The sequence below is a fragment of the Streptomyces sp. NPDC049585 genome (genome assembly GCF_040675615.1).
In the GTDB taxonomy this organism is placed as follows: Bacteria; Actinomycetota; Actinomycetes; order Streptomycetales; family Streptomycetaceae; genus Streptomyces; species Streptomyces luteosporeus.
In genome coordinates, this window is sequence record NZ_JBFAPE010000028.1 from 57479 (window position 1) to 73393 (window position 15915).

The window sequence follows — 15915 nt, forward strand, 5'->3', positions numbered from 1 at the left end:
TCAGTCGTCGTACCGCGGGTGCATGAGGGTCGACGGCAGCAGGCCCGGCGGGCGGTGGGTGCAGGGCCGCAGGCCCGGGCCGTGCAGGCCGACGGGCTCGCGGGCGGCGAGCACGAAGCCCCAGATCCGGGGCCGCTCCCCCGGCCCGGGCGGGCCGGCGGCGGTGTAGGGGGTGGTGCGCAGGCCCACGGAGCGCACGGTCTCGTCGACCGTCCACAGGGTGGGGGAGCCGGCGGGGTCGCCGGTGTCGCCGCCGTGGACGACCATGCGGCCGTCGGGCACGAGGGCCCGCTCCACCAGCCCGTAGAACTCCTGGGAGTACAGCTTGGTGCTGGGCGTCACGCCGGGCCCGGGCAGGTCGGAGACCACCACGTCGTACGGCCCGTCGCCGGCCCAGCGTCCTTCGCGCAGCCAGTCGAAGGGGTCGGCCGTCACGCAGTGGACGCGCCGGTCGTCGTACGCGCCGTGGTTGAGGGCGACGAGGTCGGGGTCGGTGCGGGCCAGGCGCAGCACCTCCGGGTCGCGCTCGACGACGGTGACGGAGGCGACGCCGGGGTGACGCAGCACTTCGCGCACGGCCAGCCCGTCGCCGCCGCCGAGGACGAGGACGCGGTGGTGCGACCCGGTCATCGCGGGGCGCACCAGTGCCTGGTGGTAGCGGGAGGCGTCGGTGCCGCTGACGCGCAGGTGGCCGTCGAGGAAGAGGGAGACCGGGCGGCCGCTGCCGCCCCCGCCGGTGAGCACGACCTCCTGGACCTCGGAGTGGACGGCCACGCGGACGTCGGCGCCGTAGACGGCGTGCCGGGCGGCGCGCTCGAAGGGGCCGCTGAGCAGGGAGCAGACGGCGAGCACCACCAGCACCAGGCCGTTGGCGGTGAGCAGGGCCCAGCGGGCCCGGGCGCTCAGATCGCAGCGGAAGAGCCACAGCACCAGGGCGCCGCCCGCCACCGCGTTGACCGCCCCGGTGACCAGTGCACCGGTGAGCTGGCCGAGGACGGGCAGCAGCAGGAAGGGGAAGGCGAGACCGCCGACGAGCGCGCCGACGTAGTCGGCGGCGAACAGGTCGGCGACGGCGCCTCCGGCGTCCTGGCGGCGGATGCGCTGGATGAGGGTCATCAGCAGCGGCACCTCGGCGCCGATCAGGATGCCGATGGCCAGGGAGAAGGCGACCAGGGCGAGCCGGGCCTGCCCGTACCAGGCGAAGCAGGCGTACAGCGCCATGGCGGACAGGCCGCCGGTGAGCGCGAGGACGGCCTCGACGACGGCGAAGCCGAAGGCGGCCCGGCGGCGCAGCCGCTTGGCGAGCAGGGAGCCGACGCCCATGGCGAAGACCATCACCGACAGCACGACGGATGCCTGGGTGACGGAGTCGCCGATCAAGTACGAGGCGAGGGCGACCAGTTCGAGCTCGTAGACCAGGCCGCAAGCCGCACACACGAAGACGGTGGTCAGGACGGCGAGGCGGCCGAGCCCGGCCGGTACGGGCAGCCGCGCCGCTACCGGGCGCTGGTGGACCATGCGGTAACGCTACGTCACGAACAAGCGCCCACTTGTCACCCACAAGGGTTTAATGCGCGCCCCGGGCGTGACTCGGCCGCCTTTCGGCCGGCCGCCGCGGGGCCGTTTCTCACCGCTCTCACAGGGTGACGGGCATGCGCACCCCCACCCGGGTCCTGGTGGCCACGAGTCTGCCTTCCTGCGGATAGGCGTGCCAGGTGCGCCAGCCGATCTGCCCGTCGCTGCGCTGGGCGAGGAGGGCGGTGAAGGCGTTGGGGTCGCCGGGAAACGTTCCGGCCAGCCCGTGGGGGTGGTCGGCGACCAGAGCCAGCAACTCCTGGGCGCGTCCGGTGAACGAGCAGCGCGTGAGCGTCTCCACGCGCGCCGCGAACTCGTACTCCCACGCCCCCACGCGCTTGGCGACCCCCAGCGGCAGGGGGGTCTGGCTGCCGGGTATGCAGGCGACCGTCTCGGAGCAGACGCCGTTCTCCTCGGTGAGTATGACCTGGTGGGAGGCGCCGAGCAGGCGCAACTGGACGGTGGAGTCCGCCAGTTGCAGGTCGAGCACCGCCAGCGCGGGAAGGGGTTCCTTCCCCAGGCACCAGGCGAGGTCGGCGGCGCGGGTGTCGGTGTAGGTGGTCTTGAGGGTGGTGAGCATGGGTCGGCTCCGCGAGCAAGCAGTGGAGGGTGGGCCGGCCCGGTCCCGATGGACACCGTCGAGTGGTTCCGCCGCGGTGTCCCGTCGAGGTGCGCCGGCTCATGCCCACATTTGAGGTCCTCGGCTCCGTTCCGGTGGAGGAATCCTTGTACCTCCGCGAGCCCGGGGAATCCGGGGAGGTGCTCTCAACGTGGCTCTGAATGAAAGGGAATCACGAGTGCAGCGGTGCCCACAGCAGTTTTACCCATCATCTGCAAGTTTCCATCCACGCGAGGGCCATACAGTTCAAATGTTCAACAGACCAGCGCACACACGTTCACGGGAATGGCGTTCAGGCCGCGTTCACGAGCTTCTCGACCGCTTCGACCACTGACTTCTCGTGCTTGCAGAAGGAGAAACGCACCCAGTGCGCAGGGGCGCCCGGGCGCAATTGGAAGGCGGACGTCGGAATTGCCACCACCCCGGCGCGCGAGGGGAGTTCACGGCAGAATTGCACGCCGTCCGTGTACCCCCACGCGCGGATGTCGGCCTGGACGAAATAGCCCGCCTCCGCCCGGTAGGGGCGCAGCCCGGCCCGGGCAAGCCCCTCGCTGAGCAGGTCGCGGTTGCGGCGCAGGGTCTCCCTGAGCTCCGCCGCCCACACCTCCACGCCCCCCAGGGCCCGCGCGAGCGCCTCCTGGTACGGCGTGCCCGACGCGTAGGTGAGGAACTGCTTCGCCGCCGCCACCGCACCGACCAGCGGCGCCGGACCGCACACCCAACCGACCTTCCAGCCGGTGACGTTGAAGGTCTTGCCGGCGGAGGAGACGGTGACCGTGCGCTCGCGCATGCCCGGCAGCGCGGCGATGGTGCGGTGCTCGCCGTCGTCGTAGACCAGGTGCTCGTACACCTCGTCCGTCACCACCACCAGGTCGTGCTCCTGGCACACCTGCGCGATCGTCTCCAGCTCCGCAGCGGTGAAGACCTTCCCCGTGGGGTTGTGCGGGGTGTTGAGCACCAGCACGCGCGTACGGGCGGTGACGGCGCCGCGCAGGGCGTCCGCGTCCAACACGAAGCGCTCGCCGTCCTCCGCGAGCGGTACGGGCACCAGGCGCGCCCCCGCGAAGCGGGCCACCGCCGGGTAGGCGTCGTAGCAGGGGTCGAAGGCGAGCACCTCGTCACCCGGGTCGCACAGCGCGAGCAGGGACGCCGCCAGCGCCTCGGTGGCCCCGGTGGTCACCAAGACCTCGCCCTGGGGCGCGTAGGCCAGCCCGTAGCGCCGCTGCTGGTGTGCGGCCACCGCTTCGCGCAGGGCGGGGAAGCCGTACGCGGGCGGGTACTGGTTGGCGCCGGCGAGCACCGCGTCGGCCACGTCGCGCAGCAGGGCCGCGGGCGCGTCCAGTTCGGGCACGCCCTGGCCCAGGTTGACCGCCCCGGTGCTCCTGGCGAGCTCCGTCATCTCCGTGAAGACCGACACCCCCGTGCCCTGCACCCGCTGCGCCGCGCGGCCCCGCGCGCCCCTGCCCGTACCGCTTCCGGCCGTGGTCATGCCCACTCCCCTGGATCGTCCGGTCGCCGGCCCCGGGGATCGCCCCCACCGGCGTCGTCGGGATCACCATAGGCGGGCCCGCCCGCGCGCCCCAGGGGTCGCCGCAGCCCACCTCGTCGCAGCCCTGTCGCAGCACACGGGCCGCGGTCCGCGGGGCGCGACACTCCCGGGTGCCGCCGAGCGGGTGGAAGGGGCACCGCTTACGGGCGTTTCCCGGTCGCGCGCGCGAGGCGCGCGCGACATGGTCGGTATGCCCGGATCGTCACGTCAGCAGCCCCCCGCATCGCACCGGAGGTGCCCCCGTGTCCGCCGACGCCGCCGCGCCCGTACGGGCTCCGGAGCCGCGCCGCGCCCCGGAGGAGCGCCGCCCGTGCAGGGACCGGGTGCTCCAGGCCTTCGACCGGGCCCTGCCCGCGCTCGGCCTGTACGCGGTGGTGCGGATGACCGGCACCATCGCCATGGCCGCCTGGGCCCTGTGGATCGGCAAGCACCCGCGCACGCTGCTGGGCCACCTGTGGGACGGCATCTGGTACGCGGGCATCGCCCGGCACGGCTACGGCCTGGTCGTGCCCTCCCCCACCAGCAAGGGCGTCGTCTTCAACGACCTCGCCTTCTTCCCGCTCTTCCCCGGCCTCGTGCGGGCCCTGACCACCGTGCTGCCGATCACGCCCGTCACCGCCGGACTGCTGGTGTCGGGGGTCTCGGCCCTGGCCGCCGCCTGGGGGCTGTACGCGGTGGGCGAGCACCTGTACGGGCGCCGGGTGGCCACCGCGCTGGTGCTGCTGTGGGGGCTGCTGCCGCACGCGATCGTGCAGACGATGGCCTACACCGAGTCGCTGATGACCGCGCTGGCCGCCTGGGCCCTGTACGCGGTGCTCACCGGGCGCAGGCTGGCGGCCGGCGTCCTGGCCCTGGCCGCGGGCCTGTCACGGCCCAACGGGATCGCCGTGGCCGCGGCCGTGTGCACCGCCGCCGCGCTCACCCTGTGGCGCGATCCGCGGGCCCGCACCGACGCACGGCTGTGGGCGGGGGCGCTGCTGGCGCCCCTGGGCTGGGCCGGGTACGTGCTGTGGGCGGGCCTGCGCTCGGGGCACGGGGTGCTGGGCTACTTCGAGGTGCAGCGACTGTGGGGCTCGCGCTTCGACTTCGGCCAGAACGCCTTCGGCTTCGTGCGGCACCTGATCGTCGGGCGGGACTCCCTGGCGTACTACGCCACGCTGCTCATCCTGGTCGTGGCGCTGTTCTCGCTGGTGCTGCTGGCCCTGGACCGGCCGCCGGCCGCGCTGCTGGTGTACGTGCTGGTGCTCGTCGTCATCGCGGTCGGCGGCTCCAGCTACTTCGCCTCCAAGCCGCGCTTCCTGCTGCCGGCGTTCCCGCTGCTGCTGCCGGGCGCGCTGGCCATGGCGAGGGCCCGGCCGCGCACCGCCGCCCTGGCGACGGTCGCGCTGGCCGGGCTGTCGTTCTTCTACGGGACGTACCTGCTGACGGTCGCCAGGGTCCCGATGTGAAGAGCGGGGCTTCAGCCCTCGTCGTCCGGCTTGTCGTCGCCGGACTCGAAGTCGGCCTCCAGGCCGAGCTGCTCCGCGAGCCACTTGTCGAACTCGATCGAGGCGCGCACCCAGCTGACCGTGCTGGAGACGAAGTGCTCCAGCGCCACGCCGACGCCGATCAGCATCTGCGCCTCGCCGATGAGGCGGACGGTGCCGTCGTCGTGGGTGTGGGTGTAGACCTTCGGCCACAGGGTGCGGCGGTTCCAGTCGTCGATGGCCTCGAGGATCTTGCCCTTCTCCTCGATGGCGTGCGGACGGTCGTAGAACGTGCGCACGGAGAAGACCTGCTGCTCCTCCTCGCCGCGGAACATGAAGTACGTGCGGAACTGCTCCCACGGAGCAGCGAGGTCGCCCTCCTCGTCCACCACGTACTTCAGCTCCATCTGCTCGAGGAGCTGCTTGATCAGGTCCTGGTCGGGGATGACGGGGCCGGTCGGGCCCGCCTCAGGCTGCGGTTCGGGCTGGCCCCCGAAATTCGGAATCGAGGACGGGTCGATGCTCACCGTTGACTTCCCTTCGTACGGTCTACCGCCATCCTCCCCCATCACGGGCGGGGGCTGGTACCCCCGCCTCGCCGTATGTCACAGGCTTTTCGCCGCGGCCTCCTGACGTGCGGCGGCGCGGACGGGGGCGACGGTGAGCTCCTGCCCGCCGTCCGCAACCGAAACCCCCACCGTGTCGCCGTCGCGCACCTCGCCCGAGAGGATCGCCCGGGCCAGCCGGTCGCCGATGGCCGTCTGCACCAGGCGGCGCAGCGGGCGGGCGCCGTAGGTGAGGTCCGGTGCGGCGCCGGCCTCCTCCGGCTGCCCCAGCCGGGCCAGCCAGCGCAGGGCGTCGGCGTCGACGTCGAGGGTGAGCCGACGGTCGGCCAGGCGTCGCTGCAGGTGACCGATCTGGATCTCGGCGATGCGCTCCAGCTGGCCGGTGCCCAGCGGGTGGAAGACGACGGTGTCGTCGAGGCGGTTGAGGAATTCGGGGCGGAAGGAGGCGCGGACGGTCTCCAGCACCTTCTCCTTCTTCTGCTCCTCGCTCAGCAGCGGGTCCACCAGGAAGACCGAGCCGAGGTTGGAGGTGAGGATGAGGATGGTGTTACGGAAGTCGACCGTCCGTCCCTGGCCGTCCGTGAGCCGGCCGTCGTCGAGCACCTGCAGCAGGATGTCGAAGACCTCGTGATGGGCCTTCTCCACCTCGTCCAGCAGGATCACGCTGTACGGCCGGCGGCGCACCGCCTCGGTGAGCTGGCCGCCCTCCTCGTAGCCGACGTAGCCGGGCGGGGCACCGACCAGGCGGGCCACCGAGTGCTTCTCGCCGTACTCGCTCATGTCGATGCGGACCATGGCCCGCTCGTCGTCGAAGAGGAAGTCGGCCAGCGCCTTGGCCAGCTCCGTCTTGCCCACACCGGTCGGGCCCAGGAAGAGGAACGAGCCGGTGGGCCGGTCGGGGTCGGCGATGCCGGCCCGGCTGCGCCGCACGGCGTCCGAGACCGCCCGGACGGCCTCGGCCTGCCCGATCAGCCGCTTGCCGAGCTCCTCCTCCATGCGCAGCAGCTTCTGCGTCTCGCCCTCCAGCAGGCGGCCGGCCGGAATGCCCGTCCAGGAGCCGACGACGTCCGCGATGTCGTCCGGGCCGACCTCCTCCTTGACCATCAGGTCCTTCTCGGCGGCCTCCTGCTCGGCCTCCGCCTCGGCCCGCGCGGCCTCCTCCAGCTCCCGCTCGACGCCGGGGATCTCGCCGTAGAGCACCTTGGAGGCGGTGTCGAAGTCGCCGTCGCGCTGGGCGCGCTCGGCCTGCACCCGCAGGTCGTCCAGGCGCTCCTTGAGCTCGCCGACCCGGTTGAGGGACTGCTTCTCCTTCTCCCAGCGGGCGGTCAGCCCCCGCAGCTCCTCCTCCTTGTCGGCCAGGTCGCGGCGCAGCTTGGCCAGGCGCTCCTTGCTGGCCTCGTCCGACTCGTTGTTCAGCGCCAGCTCCTCCATCTTCAGCCGGTCGACCGCGCGCTGGAGCTCGTCGATCTCGACGGGCGAGGAGTCGATCTCCATGCGCAGCCGGGAGGCGGCCTCGTCGACCAGGTCGATGGCCTTGTCCGGCAGGAAGCGGGAGGTGATGTAGCGGTCGGACAGGGTCGCCGCGGCAACCAGTGCGGAGTCGGCGATCTGCACCTTGTGGTGCGCCTCGTAACGGCCCTTGAGGCCGCGCAGGATGGCGATGGTGTCCTCGACGGACGGCTCTGCGACCAGTACTTGCTGGAAGCGCCGCTCCAGCGCCGGGTCCTTCTCGATGCGCTCGCGGTACTCGTCGAGGGTCGTCGCGCCGACCATGCGCAGCTCGCCGCGGGCCAGCATGGGCTTGAGCATGTTGCCCGCATCCATGGCGGAGTCGCCGCCCGCGCCCGCGCCGACCACGGTGTGCAGCTCGTCGATGAAGGTGATGATCCGGCCCTCGCTGGCCTTGATCTCGGCCAGGACGGTCTTCAGCCGCTCCTCGAACTCACCCCGGTACTTCGCGCCCGCCACCATCGCGCCCAGGTCGAGGGCGACCAGGCGCTTGTTGCGCAGCGACTCGGGGACGTCGCCCTTGACTATCCGCTGGGCGAGGCCCTCCACGACGGCGGTCTTGCCGACGCCCGGCTCTCCGATGAGGACGGGGTTGTTCTTGGTGCGCCGGGAGAGCACCTGCACGACGCGGCGGATCTCGTGGTCGCGCCCGATGACGGGGTCGAGCCTGCCCTCGCGCGCGGCCGCCGTGAAGTCCGTACCGAACTTCTCCAGCGCCTTGTACGTGCCCTCCGGGTCGGGCGTGGTCACCCGCTGCCCGCCGCGCACCTTCTCGAACGCCTCCAGCAGCCGGCCGGCCGGGGCGCCCTGGCGCGCCAGCAGCTCGCCGGTGGCCCCACCCTTCGCGGCCAGGCCCATCAGCAGGTGCTCGGTGGAGATGTACTCGTCGCCCAGATCCCGGGCACGGTCGGCGGCGTCCGCCAGCGCGGCCAGCAGCTCGCGGTTGGGCTGCGGCGGCGCCACGGTCGACCCCTGCACGCTCGGCAGGCCCGCCAGCAGCCGCTCGGCACCCGACCGCAGCGCGGCCGCGTCCGCCTCGACGGCGGCCAGCAGATCCATCACGTTCTCGTTGTCCCGGCCGGCCAGCAGCGCCAGCAGCAGATGCGCCGGCGTCATGTCGGCGTGGCCCGCCGTGACGGCCCGGTCGTTGGCGGCGCTGAGCGCCTCCCGGCTCTTGTTCGTCAGCTCGGCATCCACGGCCTGCGCTCCTCCTCCTGTCCGAACGGCAGCATTGCTTGGGGCAACGTCCGATAAGTTGAGTCTATTCCACTCAACCCGACAGGGGCAGCCCCCTCACCCGAAAAGTGCAGCGCACACCCGGACGGGCGCGCCCCTCGGCGCGGCCGCCCCTGACCTAACCTGGCCGCATGGCCCTCGACCTCGACGCCCTCGACGCCGCCTACCTCAGCTTCTGGCAGGAGCGGCACGTGTGCACGCTGACCACCCTGCGCCCCGACGGCTCCCCGCACGTCGTCCCGGTCGGGGTCACCTTCGACCCGGCCACCCGCACCGCCCGGGTCATCTGCAACAAGAGCAGCCGCAAGGTCGCCAACGTCCAGGCCGCCGGCCCCACCGGCGCCCGCGTCGCCGTCGCCCAGCACCAGGGCCGGCGCTGGGCCACGCTGGAGGGCCGCGCGATCGTCCGCACGGAGGCGGACGCGGTGGACGACGCGGTACGGCGCTACGCGGAGCGCTACGGCCGGGTGCCCTCGCCCAACCCCGACCGGGTCCTCATAGAGATCACGGTCACCCGGGCGCTGGGCCGCGGCTGAGATCACCCCTACGAGGCCCGGCGGGTCAGACGGGTCAGGGTCACGCCGTTGGGGAAGGCCGTGCGTTCGGCGACGTCGAAGACCGTCGGGTCGAAGGCGCCGTCGAAGGCCGGGATCCCGTCGCCGGCGACGACCGGGTAGCTCTTGATCACCAGTTCGTCGATCTCGGACAGCAGCGCGCCCGCGAGCTTCCCGCCCCCGCAAAGCCAGATGCCCAGCGTCGAGCCCTCCTCCCGCTTGAGCTCGCGCACGAGCGCGAGCGGATCACCGGGCACGACGGTGACGGCCGGGTCGATGTCGGCCTGCAGGGTGCTGGAGACCACGTACTGGCGCAGGTGCGCGTACGGGCTCGTGATCCCGGCATCCAGGGCGGGGCGGTACGTGCCCAGACCCATCAGGACGGTGTCGAAGTGCCGGTTGGGCGCGTCGGTCACGCCGAACGCGGCGCGCAGGGCGGTCGGCACGGTCTCGGGGTACAGCGTGCTGGTCCAGGCGGAGTAGGCGGCTGCCTGCGCCTCGTCGCCCTGGGGAAAGAAGTCGTACTCACCGCCGGGGCCGGCGATGCGCCCGTCGAGGGTGACGGCGACGTAGTAGACGAGCTTGCGCATGCCTTGACCACTCCTTACGTAGTACTCTGAGCGAAGTGATCCGAACCGTAGTACTACAGCTGGAGTGGTGTCAATGGTGAGACGGAACGACGAGCGACGCGCCGCCCTCGTCGACGCTGCAATCGAGGTACTGGCCGCCGAAGGCGCACGCGGCCTCACCTTCCGGGCGGTCGACACCGCCGCCGCCGTCCCCACCGGCACCGCCTCCAACTACTTCGCCAACCGCGACGACCTCCTCACCCAGGCCGGCGCCCGCGTCTACGAACGCCTCCAGCCCGACGAGGACACGATCGCCCGGCAGCGAACCGCCGGCCGCGACCGCGAAACGTACGCGCAGCTCATGCGCGAACTCGTCGGCCGCGTCGCCGCCTTCCGCACCGGCTATCTGGCCCTGCTCGAACTGCGCCTGGAAGCCACCCGCCGCCCCGAGCTGCGCAAGGTCCTCACCGAGCGCGTGCGCGCCGACATCGACGCCAACCTCGCCTACCACGAGGCCTCCGGCCTGCCCGGCGACGCGACGGCCGTCAAGCTGCTCATCCTGGCCCTGAACTGGCTGATCGTGGAGCAGCTCACGCTGCCGGACGTCTTCACCGAGGAGGAACGGGAGCAGCTGGTGACGGCGGCGGTGGAGCGGATCGTCTCCGCCGACTGAACACCACCGGGCCGCACGGCTACGCCGTCACGGCGCGCTCGTCCAGCGCCGACGCGGCTCGTTCACGCCGTACGCCTCGTGCAGTGGCGACGCCAGTGCCCCGTAGGGGCGCGGGGAACTGCGCGCTGAGCCACGACGGCGCGGCACCGACCCACACACGGGTCCGCCCCAAAGGGGCGCGGGGAACTGCGCGACAAGCCACGACGCGCCCGCACGTGGTGTGCCGGGGGGTGCGTCGGCTGCGGGCCGCCGGTGGCCGATCGCGCCCACGCGGCGGTAACCGCAGATCGGCACTGCCCCGCGCCCCTACGGGGCGCCCAGCCGCCCGCCTTTGGCCGCCCGCACGAGGGCTGCCAGCGTGGCGGGGGCGGTGGTTATGACGACCTCCGGGTCGTCGCTCTCGCGAAGGGCGATGGCGGTGCCGGTCGCTGCGACCTCCACGCAGTCGTTGCCCGGTCCGTTACCGGAGAAGGAAGCCTTTTGCCATCTGCCTGCCATCGCCTGTCAGAGCTCCTGCGCGATCCGTCGAATGAGGTCTTTCGTCTCCTCCGGGCCGAGAGCCGAGGATTCGGCCCGCCGCAGACGATCGCGGTAGTGGACAAGTTCGTCCGCCGCGTCGAGGAAGACGCTGCCATGCACGTGATCGATCAGCACGGTGTCCAGCTCGGGCACGCGGCCCGCCGCATAGAGCATCGAGGACCCCATACCCGCGAACCCGTCCGCCGAAAATGGCACCACGCGTACCGTGACGCCGGGCCTGGCGATGCTTTCCAGGAGGAAGTCGAGCTGCTCGCGGGCGAGCCGGCGGTCGCCCACCTTCATGCGTAGGGCCGCCTCATGGATGATCGCCGTGAATGGCACAGGCGATGCCCGGTCCAGAACAGCGCGACGACGTCCGCGAAACTCGACGACCGCGTCGAAGTCGCTTGGCTCGGCGTCGGGGCGCAGATAGCGGAAGAGAGCGCGCGTATAGGACGCGGTCTGCAGAAGACCCGGGATGTACACGATCTGCAGGCTCGCCAGACGCTGCGCATGCCACTCGAGTTCCACCAGGTCGATGTCGGCCGGAGTGACGCAGCCCTTGAACGTCTCCCACCAGCCTCGCTCCTGGCGGCCCGTAAGTCCGGCCAGCGCATCGATGTAGGCACTGTCGCTGCAGCCGTAATGCGTGGCGAACTTGCGCAGCCGCTCCTCGCTCACGCCGAGGCGACCGATCTCAATGTGGCTCATCCGCATGGGCGTTACGCCCAGCTGCGCGGCGGCCTCGCGGGCAGTCAGGCCCGCGCGCTCGCGCATCTTGCGCAACTCGGCACCGAGGCGCGCCTGTCGCGCGGTGGGGTGGTTCCTGGGCGGCATGGGGCCAGTCTCCCTGCTGCGAACAGCGTGACGCCACGCTGTGCCCCGATGGGGCGAACATCGGCGACTCCGTTGCAGCGGGGCTACATAGCCCCCTACGTTGAGTCGTGTGCCGCACACGCAGCGGCACCGTTCCGGCCCGCGGAAGTGCACCGGGCTGCCCCGAAACGCGGCAGCGTCCGGCAATGACACCGCTTCGGCCGCCTCACCCCACCGCAGGAGGCGACATGCTGCTGCCCTTTCCCGCACCGACAACGGTCGGCGCCGGCATCGAACCGTTCGAGTACAGCCTGCTCGTGCCGCACGACGCGAGAGCGGTCCGTGTCGCCCGTACGACCCTGCGCGCCGCGCTGCTCGCGCACGAGCTCGGCGAACTCATCGGCCGGGCCGAGCTTCTGGCCAACGAGATGCTCACGAACGCCATCGTGCACACGAGCGGCACCGCCGAGCTCAGCCTGTGGTGGTCGGAGTGGCGGGTGCTGCGCCTGACCGTGCGGGACGACTGTCCGCGGCCGCCAACTCCCCGCATCGCGCGCCCGTACGGGGAGAACGGCCGGGGGCTGCGCCTGCTGCAGGCGCTCGCGGACCGCTGGGGCCACGCCCCCTCCCCCGGCGGCGGAGCCAAGTCCGTGTGGTGCGAGATCAGCGGCGCTTGATCGTCAGCGCACCGCTGCCCGTCGAGGCATCGATCCGGTACTTGCCGGAGGAGTCGTTCTCGACCTCGATGTCCTTGCCGCCGCTGCCGGTCTTCGCCGCAACGCGGTACGCGGCGGCCGGGACGGCGAGGTCGACGGCGCCGCTGCCGGCGTCGACCCGGACGTCCTGGGGCGACGACAGCGTGAGGTCGATGGCTCCGCTGCCGGTCTTCGCCTGCACCGGTCCGCCCCCGAGGCCGCGGCCGGTGATGGCGCCGCTGTCGGCGCGGACGTCGACGGGACCCTTCACGTCCTTGACGTCGATGGCCCCGGAGTCGGTGGACACCGACACGGCACCCGTCTTCTTCAGGGTGAGGGCGCCGCTGGAGTTCTTGCCGGTGACGGGGAGGCCGGCCGGCAGGTGGACGGTGTAGGCGACGGCGCAGTCGTCGCCGCAGCCGCGCAGGACGAGGACGCCGTCCTCGATGCGGTGGGTGGCGCCCTGGGGGCGGTCGCCGCCGTATTCGACGCGGCGGTGGAGGCCGACGTTGGTGCCGCCGTCGTCGCCGATGAGGGTGACGGCGCCGGATCCGTTGTCGATGCGGACGGACGTGATCTTCTGGGAGATCGTGGTGTCGTCCTCGAAGTCCTTGTTCAGGAGGCTGCCGCAGGCGCCGAGTGCTCCGACGGCCACGCCGGTCGCGGCGAGGGCGGTGATGAGACGGAGACGCGCGCGCATGAGGGTTCCCACCGTTCGTGAAAGAGGATCAGACACGAAAGAGGCTATGTGCGCGAGCAACCGGCGCCCATGGGGGATTCCCCTGATGCGCCCCCGACCCGGCCCCTGACAGGGGCCGGGTCGGGGGCGGTCGTTCAGTGCTTCTTCTGGTCCCGCTTGGGGCGCCAGACGACCAGCGCGCTGGCCTGCTGGACCTCCTGGTAGGGAACGAGGTCGCGCCGGTACGAGGCGTGGACGGCGGCCTCGCGCTGCTGCATGGCGGCGGCGGCGCCTTCGACCACGGCCTGGAGTTCGGCCACGCGCGCCTGGAGCGCGGCGACCTGGGTCTCCAGCTCGATGATGCGCTTGATGCCGGCGAGGTTGATGCCCTCGTCCTGGCTGAGGGTCTGCACCTGGCGCAGGAGCTCGATGTCACGGGCGGAGTAGCGGCGGCCGCGGCCGGCGGTGCGGTCGGGGGAGACCAGACCGAGGCGGTCGTACTGCCGGAGGGTCTGCGGATGCAGGCCCGACAGCTGGGCGGCTACGGAGATGACGTAGACCGGCGAGTCGTCGGTCAGCTCGTAGGGGTTGCGTCGACGGCCACTACCTTCCATGGCTCAGGCTCCCTTCGCGGCCTGGAACAGTTCCGCTCGCGGGTCTTCGCTGGCGGTCGCCTCCCGATAGGTCTCCAGGGCTTCCCGGGCCTTGTCGTCGAGGCTGGTGGGCACGGCGACCTCGACGGTCACCAGGAGGTCGCCGCGGGTGCCGTCCTTGCGGACGGCGCCCTTGCCGCGGGCGCGCATGGTGCGGCCGTTGGGGGTGCCGGCGGGCAGCTTCAGGGTGACCGGGGGCCCGCCGAGGGTGGGCACCTTGATCTCGCCGCCGAGGGCCGCCTCCGCGAAGGTGACGGGGACCGTGACGGTGAGGTTGTCGTCCTTGCGCCCGAAGACCGGGTGGGTGCCGACGCGGACGACGACGTAGAGGTCGCCGCTGGGGCCGCCGCGCTCGCCGGGGGCGCCCTTGCCGCGCAGGCGGATCCGCTGGCCGTCGGAGACTCCGGCGGGGATGCGGACCTGCATGGTGCGGGCGGACTTGGCCCGGCCGCTGCCGTGGCAGACGTCGCAGGGGTGCTCGGGGGTGAGCCCGCGGCCCTTGCAGTCGGGGCAGGGGTCGGTCAGCGAGAAGCCGCCGCCGCTGCCCCGGGAGACCTGGCCGGTGCCGACGCAGGTGGGGCACACGCGCGGTGTGCCGTTCTTGTCGCCGGTGCCGGAGCACGCCTTGCAGGCGGATGCGGAGGACATGCGCAGCGGGACCGTGGCGCCCTCGACCGCTTCGGTGAAGCTGAGGGTGACCTCGGACTCGATGTCCTGGCCGCGACGCGGCTGGGTGCGGGTGGCACCGCCGCGGTTGAACAGTCCCCCGAAGACGTCACCGATGCCGCCGCCTCCGCCGAAGCCGCCGGCGCCGCCCTGGGCGCCTCCGAAGAGGTCGCCCAGGTCGAAGTTGAACGATCCGCCGGCGCCCGGCCCGGCACGGAAGCCTCCGTTGCCGAACAGGGCGCGCGCCTCGTCGTACTCCTTGCGGCGCTTGGGGTCGGCGAGGACGTCGTTCGCCTCGGAGATCTCCTTGAAGCGCTCCTCCGCGGAGGCGTCGCCCTTGTTGGCGTCCGGGTGGAACTCGCGGGCGAGCTTCCGGTACGCCTTCTTGATCTCCGCCTCGGTGGCGTCCTTGGGGACGCCGAGGACCTTGTACAGATCCTTTTCGAGCAGGTCCCTGCTGAGGCTCATCCTCGACGTCCCTCCTTCCTCGTCATCCGTTGTGCGTCAGCCCTCGTCCGGGCCACCGCTCTCCTCGTCCGACGACTCGTCCTCGGCCTTGGGCTGGGCGCCGGGCTGGGGCTCGGCGACGGCCACCCGCGCGGGGCGGATGGTGCGCTCGCCGATGCGATACCCCGGCTGCAGGATCTGCACGCAGGTCGTCTCGGTGACGTCCGGCGCGTAGCTGTGCATCAGCGCCTCGTGCACCAGCGGGTCGAAGGGCTCGCCCTCCTTGCCGAACTGCTGCAGGCCCATCTTGGCGGCGACCGTCTCCAGGGACTCGGCGACGGACTTGAAGCCGCCGACGAGCTCGCCGTGGTCACGGGCGCGACCGATGTCGTCGAGGACGGGCAGGAGCTCGGACAGGAGGTTCGCGACGGCGACCTCCTTGACCGCGGCGCGGTCCCGCTCGACCCGGCGACGGTAGTTCTGGTACTCGGCCTGGAGCCGCTGCAGGTCGGCGGTGCGCTCCCCGAGCGCCGCCTGTGCCTGGTCCAGCTGTGCCTTGAGGCCTACCTCGACGAGTTCCTCGCCCGTGGGGGCCGGGCCGGCCGGGCCCGCCTGATCGGCGGACCCGGCGGCCTTCGCCGCGTCGTCGGGAGCGGTCGGCTCGGAGGGGCCTTCAGGCTTCTCGTTCTCGTTGAAGCCCGGGGTCTCCTCCGTCACGCCGACGCACCACCCTTCGGCTTCTCGTCGTCGACGATCTCGGCGTCGACGACGTCGTCGTCGGCCTTGGCCTGGTCGGCGCCCGGGGCACCGGCGGCGGCCTGCGCGCCCTGGGCGTCGGCGTACATGGCCTGGCCGAGCTTCTGGCTGACCGCGGCGACCTTCTCGGTGGCGGTGCGGATCTCGGCGGTGTCCTCGCCCTTGAGCTTGTCCTTCAGCTCACCGATGGCCGTCTCGACCTCGGCCTTGACCTCGGCGGGGACCTTGTCCTCGTTGTCCTTGAGGAACTTCTCCGTCTGGTAGACGAGCTGCTCGCCCTGGTTGCGGGTCTCGGCGGCCTCGCGGCGGCGGTGGTCCTCCTCCGCGTACTGCTCGGCCTCCTGGCGCATGCGGTCGACCTCGTCCTT

The 15915-nt window shown here is 72.1% G+C and carries 17 protein-coding genes; 4 read left to right on the forward strand and 13 right to left on the reverse strand.

The annotated features are described in order from the left end of the window. The 3 genes from AB0K17_RS24515 to AB0K17_RS24525 form a co-directional block, all read right to left on the reverse strand. Entirely contained in the window at positions 1-1518 is a 1518-nt protein-coding gene (locus AB0K17_RS24515) for a polyamine aminopropyltransferase (RefSeq protein WP_365967956.1), read from the reverse strand. 118 nt (positions 1519-1636) lie between these two features. After that, positions 1637-2155 (reverse strand): DUF2617 family protein, encoded by a 519-nt coding sequence (locus AB0K17_RS24520; RefSeq protein ID WP_365984246.1) that lies wholly within the window; start codon positions 2153-2155, stop codon positions 1637-1639. A 331-nt stretch (positions 2156-2486) separates the two neighbouring features. Continuing rightward, on the reverse strand, positions 2487-3683 hold the full coding sequence (locus tag AB0K17_RS24525; RefSeq protein ID WP_365984247.1) for an aminotransferase class I/II-fold pyridoxal phosphate-dependent enzyme: 1197 nt from the start codon (positions 3681-3683) through the stop codon (positions 2487-2489). Between the two features lie 302 nt (positions 3684-3985). On the opposite strand from AB0K17_RS24525, the gene AB0K17_RS24530 reads away from it, so the two are divergent. Next, complete coding sequence (locus tag AB0K17_RS24530) at positions 3986-5191, forward strand: hypothetical protein (protein WP_365984248.1); 1206 nt, start codon at positions 3986-3988, stop codon at positions 5189-5191. 11 nt (positions 5192-5202) lie between these two features. Here the strand turns inward: AB0K17_RS24530 and AB0K17_RS24535 are convergent, their stop codons facing one another. Continuing rightward, positions 5203-5736 (reverse strand): YbjN domain-containing protein, encoded by a 534-nt coding sequence (locus AB0K17_RS24535; RefSeq protein ID WP_365967952.1) that lies wholly within the window; start codon positions 5734-5736, stop codon positions 5203-5205. A gap of 78 nt (positions 5737-5814) precedes the next feature. Next, positions 5815-8481, reverse strand: a complete 2667-nt coding sequence (gene clpB, locus AB0K17_RS24540) for an ATP-dependent chaperone ClpB (RefSeq protein ID WP_365967951.1) — start codon at positions 8479-8481, stop codon at positions 5815-5817. A 170-nt stretch (positions 8482-8651) separates the two neighbouring features. Here clpB and AB0K17_RS24545 point away from each other — a divergent pair, with 170 nt between their 5' ends. After that, entirely contained in the window at positions 8652-9056 is a 405-nt protein-coding gene (locus tag AB0K17_RS24545; protein WP_365984249.1) for a TIGR03618 family F420-dependent PPOX class oxidoreductase, read from the forward strand. A gap of 8 nt (positions 9057-9064) precedes the next feature. Here AB0K17_RS24545 and AB0K17_RS24550 read toward each other — a convergent pair whose 3' ends face one another. After that, entirely contained in the window at positions 9065-9664 is a 600-nt protein-coding gene (locus AB0K17_RS24550; RefSeq protein ID WP_365984250.1) for a dihydrofolate reductase family protein, read from the reverse strand. A gap of 73 nt (positions 9665-9737) precedes the next feature. Between AB0K17_RS24550 and AB0K17_RS24555 the strand changes: the two genes are divergently transcribed. Further along, complete coding sequence (locus tag AB0K17_RS24555; RefSeq protein ID WP_365967948.1) at positions 9738-10316, forward strand: TetR family transcriptional regulator; 579 nt, start codon at positions 9738-9740, stop codon at positions 10314-10316. A 306-nt stretch (positions 10317-10622) separates the two neighbouring features. Here AB0K17_RS24555 and AB0K17_RS24560 read toward each other — a convergent pair whose 3' ends face one another. Beyond that, on the reverse strand, positions 10623-10814 hold the full coding sequence (locus AB0K17_RS24560; protein WP_365984251.1) for a DUF397 domain-containing protein: 192 nt from the start codon (positions 10812-10814) through the stop codon (positions 10623-10625). A 6-nt stretch (positions 10815-10820) separates the two neighbouring features. Further along, complete coding sequence (locus AB0K17_RS24565) at positions 10821-11672, reverse strand: helix-turn-helix transcriptional regulator (RefSeq protein ID WP_365984252.1); 852 nt, start codon at positions 11670-11672, stop codon at positions 10821-10823. 227 nt (positions 11673-11899) lie between these two features. Here AB0K17_RS24565 and AB0K17_RS24570 point away from each other — a divergent pair, with 227 nt between their 5' ends. Continuing rightward, positions 11900-12328 (forward strand): ATP-binding protein, encoded by a 429-nt coding sequence (locus AB0K17_RS24570; protein WP_365967945.1) that lies wholly within the window; start codon positions 11900-11902, stop codon positions 12326-12328. Here the strand turns inward: AB0K17_RS24570 and AB0K17_RS24575 are convergent. The 5 genes from AB0K17_RS24575 to AB0K17_RS24595 all read right to left on the reverse strand — a co-directional run. Beyond that, complete coding sequence (locus tag AB0K17_RS24575) at positions 12315-13046, reverse strand: DUF4097 family beta strand repeat-containing protein (protein WP_365984253.1); 732 nt, start codon at positions 13044-13046, stop codon at positions 12315-12317. The genes AB0K17_RS24570 and AB0K17_RS24575 overlap by 14 nt on opposite strands. A 134-nt stretch (positions 13047-13180) precedes the next feature. Further along, on the reverse strand, positions 13181-13639 hold the full coding sequence (locus AB0K17_RS24580; protein WP_365984254.1) for a helix-turn-helix domain-containing protein: 459 nt from the start codon (positions 13637-13639) through the stop codon (positions 13181-13183). Positions 13640-13642: 3 nt separating this feature from the next. Continuing rightward, on the reverse strand, positions 13643-14812 hold the full coding sequence (gene dnaJ, locus AB0K17_RS24585) for a molecular chaperone DnaJ (protein WP_365967942.1): 1170 nt from the start codon (positions 14810-14812) through the stop codon (positions 13643-13645). Positions 14813-14848: 36 nt separating this feature from the next. Next, positions 14849-15508, reverse strand: coding sequence for a nucleotide exchange factor GrpE (gene grpE, locus AB0K17_RS24590; protein WP_365967941.1), 660 nt, complete (start codon positions 15506-15508; stop codon positions 14849-14851). After that, the coding region (locus AB0K17_RS24595) for an Hsp70 family protein (protein WP_365984255.1) at positions 15505-15915 on the reverse strand (411 nt) is incomplete at its 5' end. The genes grpE and AB0K17_RS24595, both read right to left, overlap by 4 nt.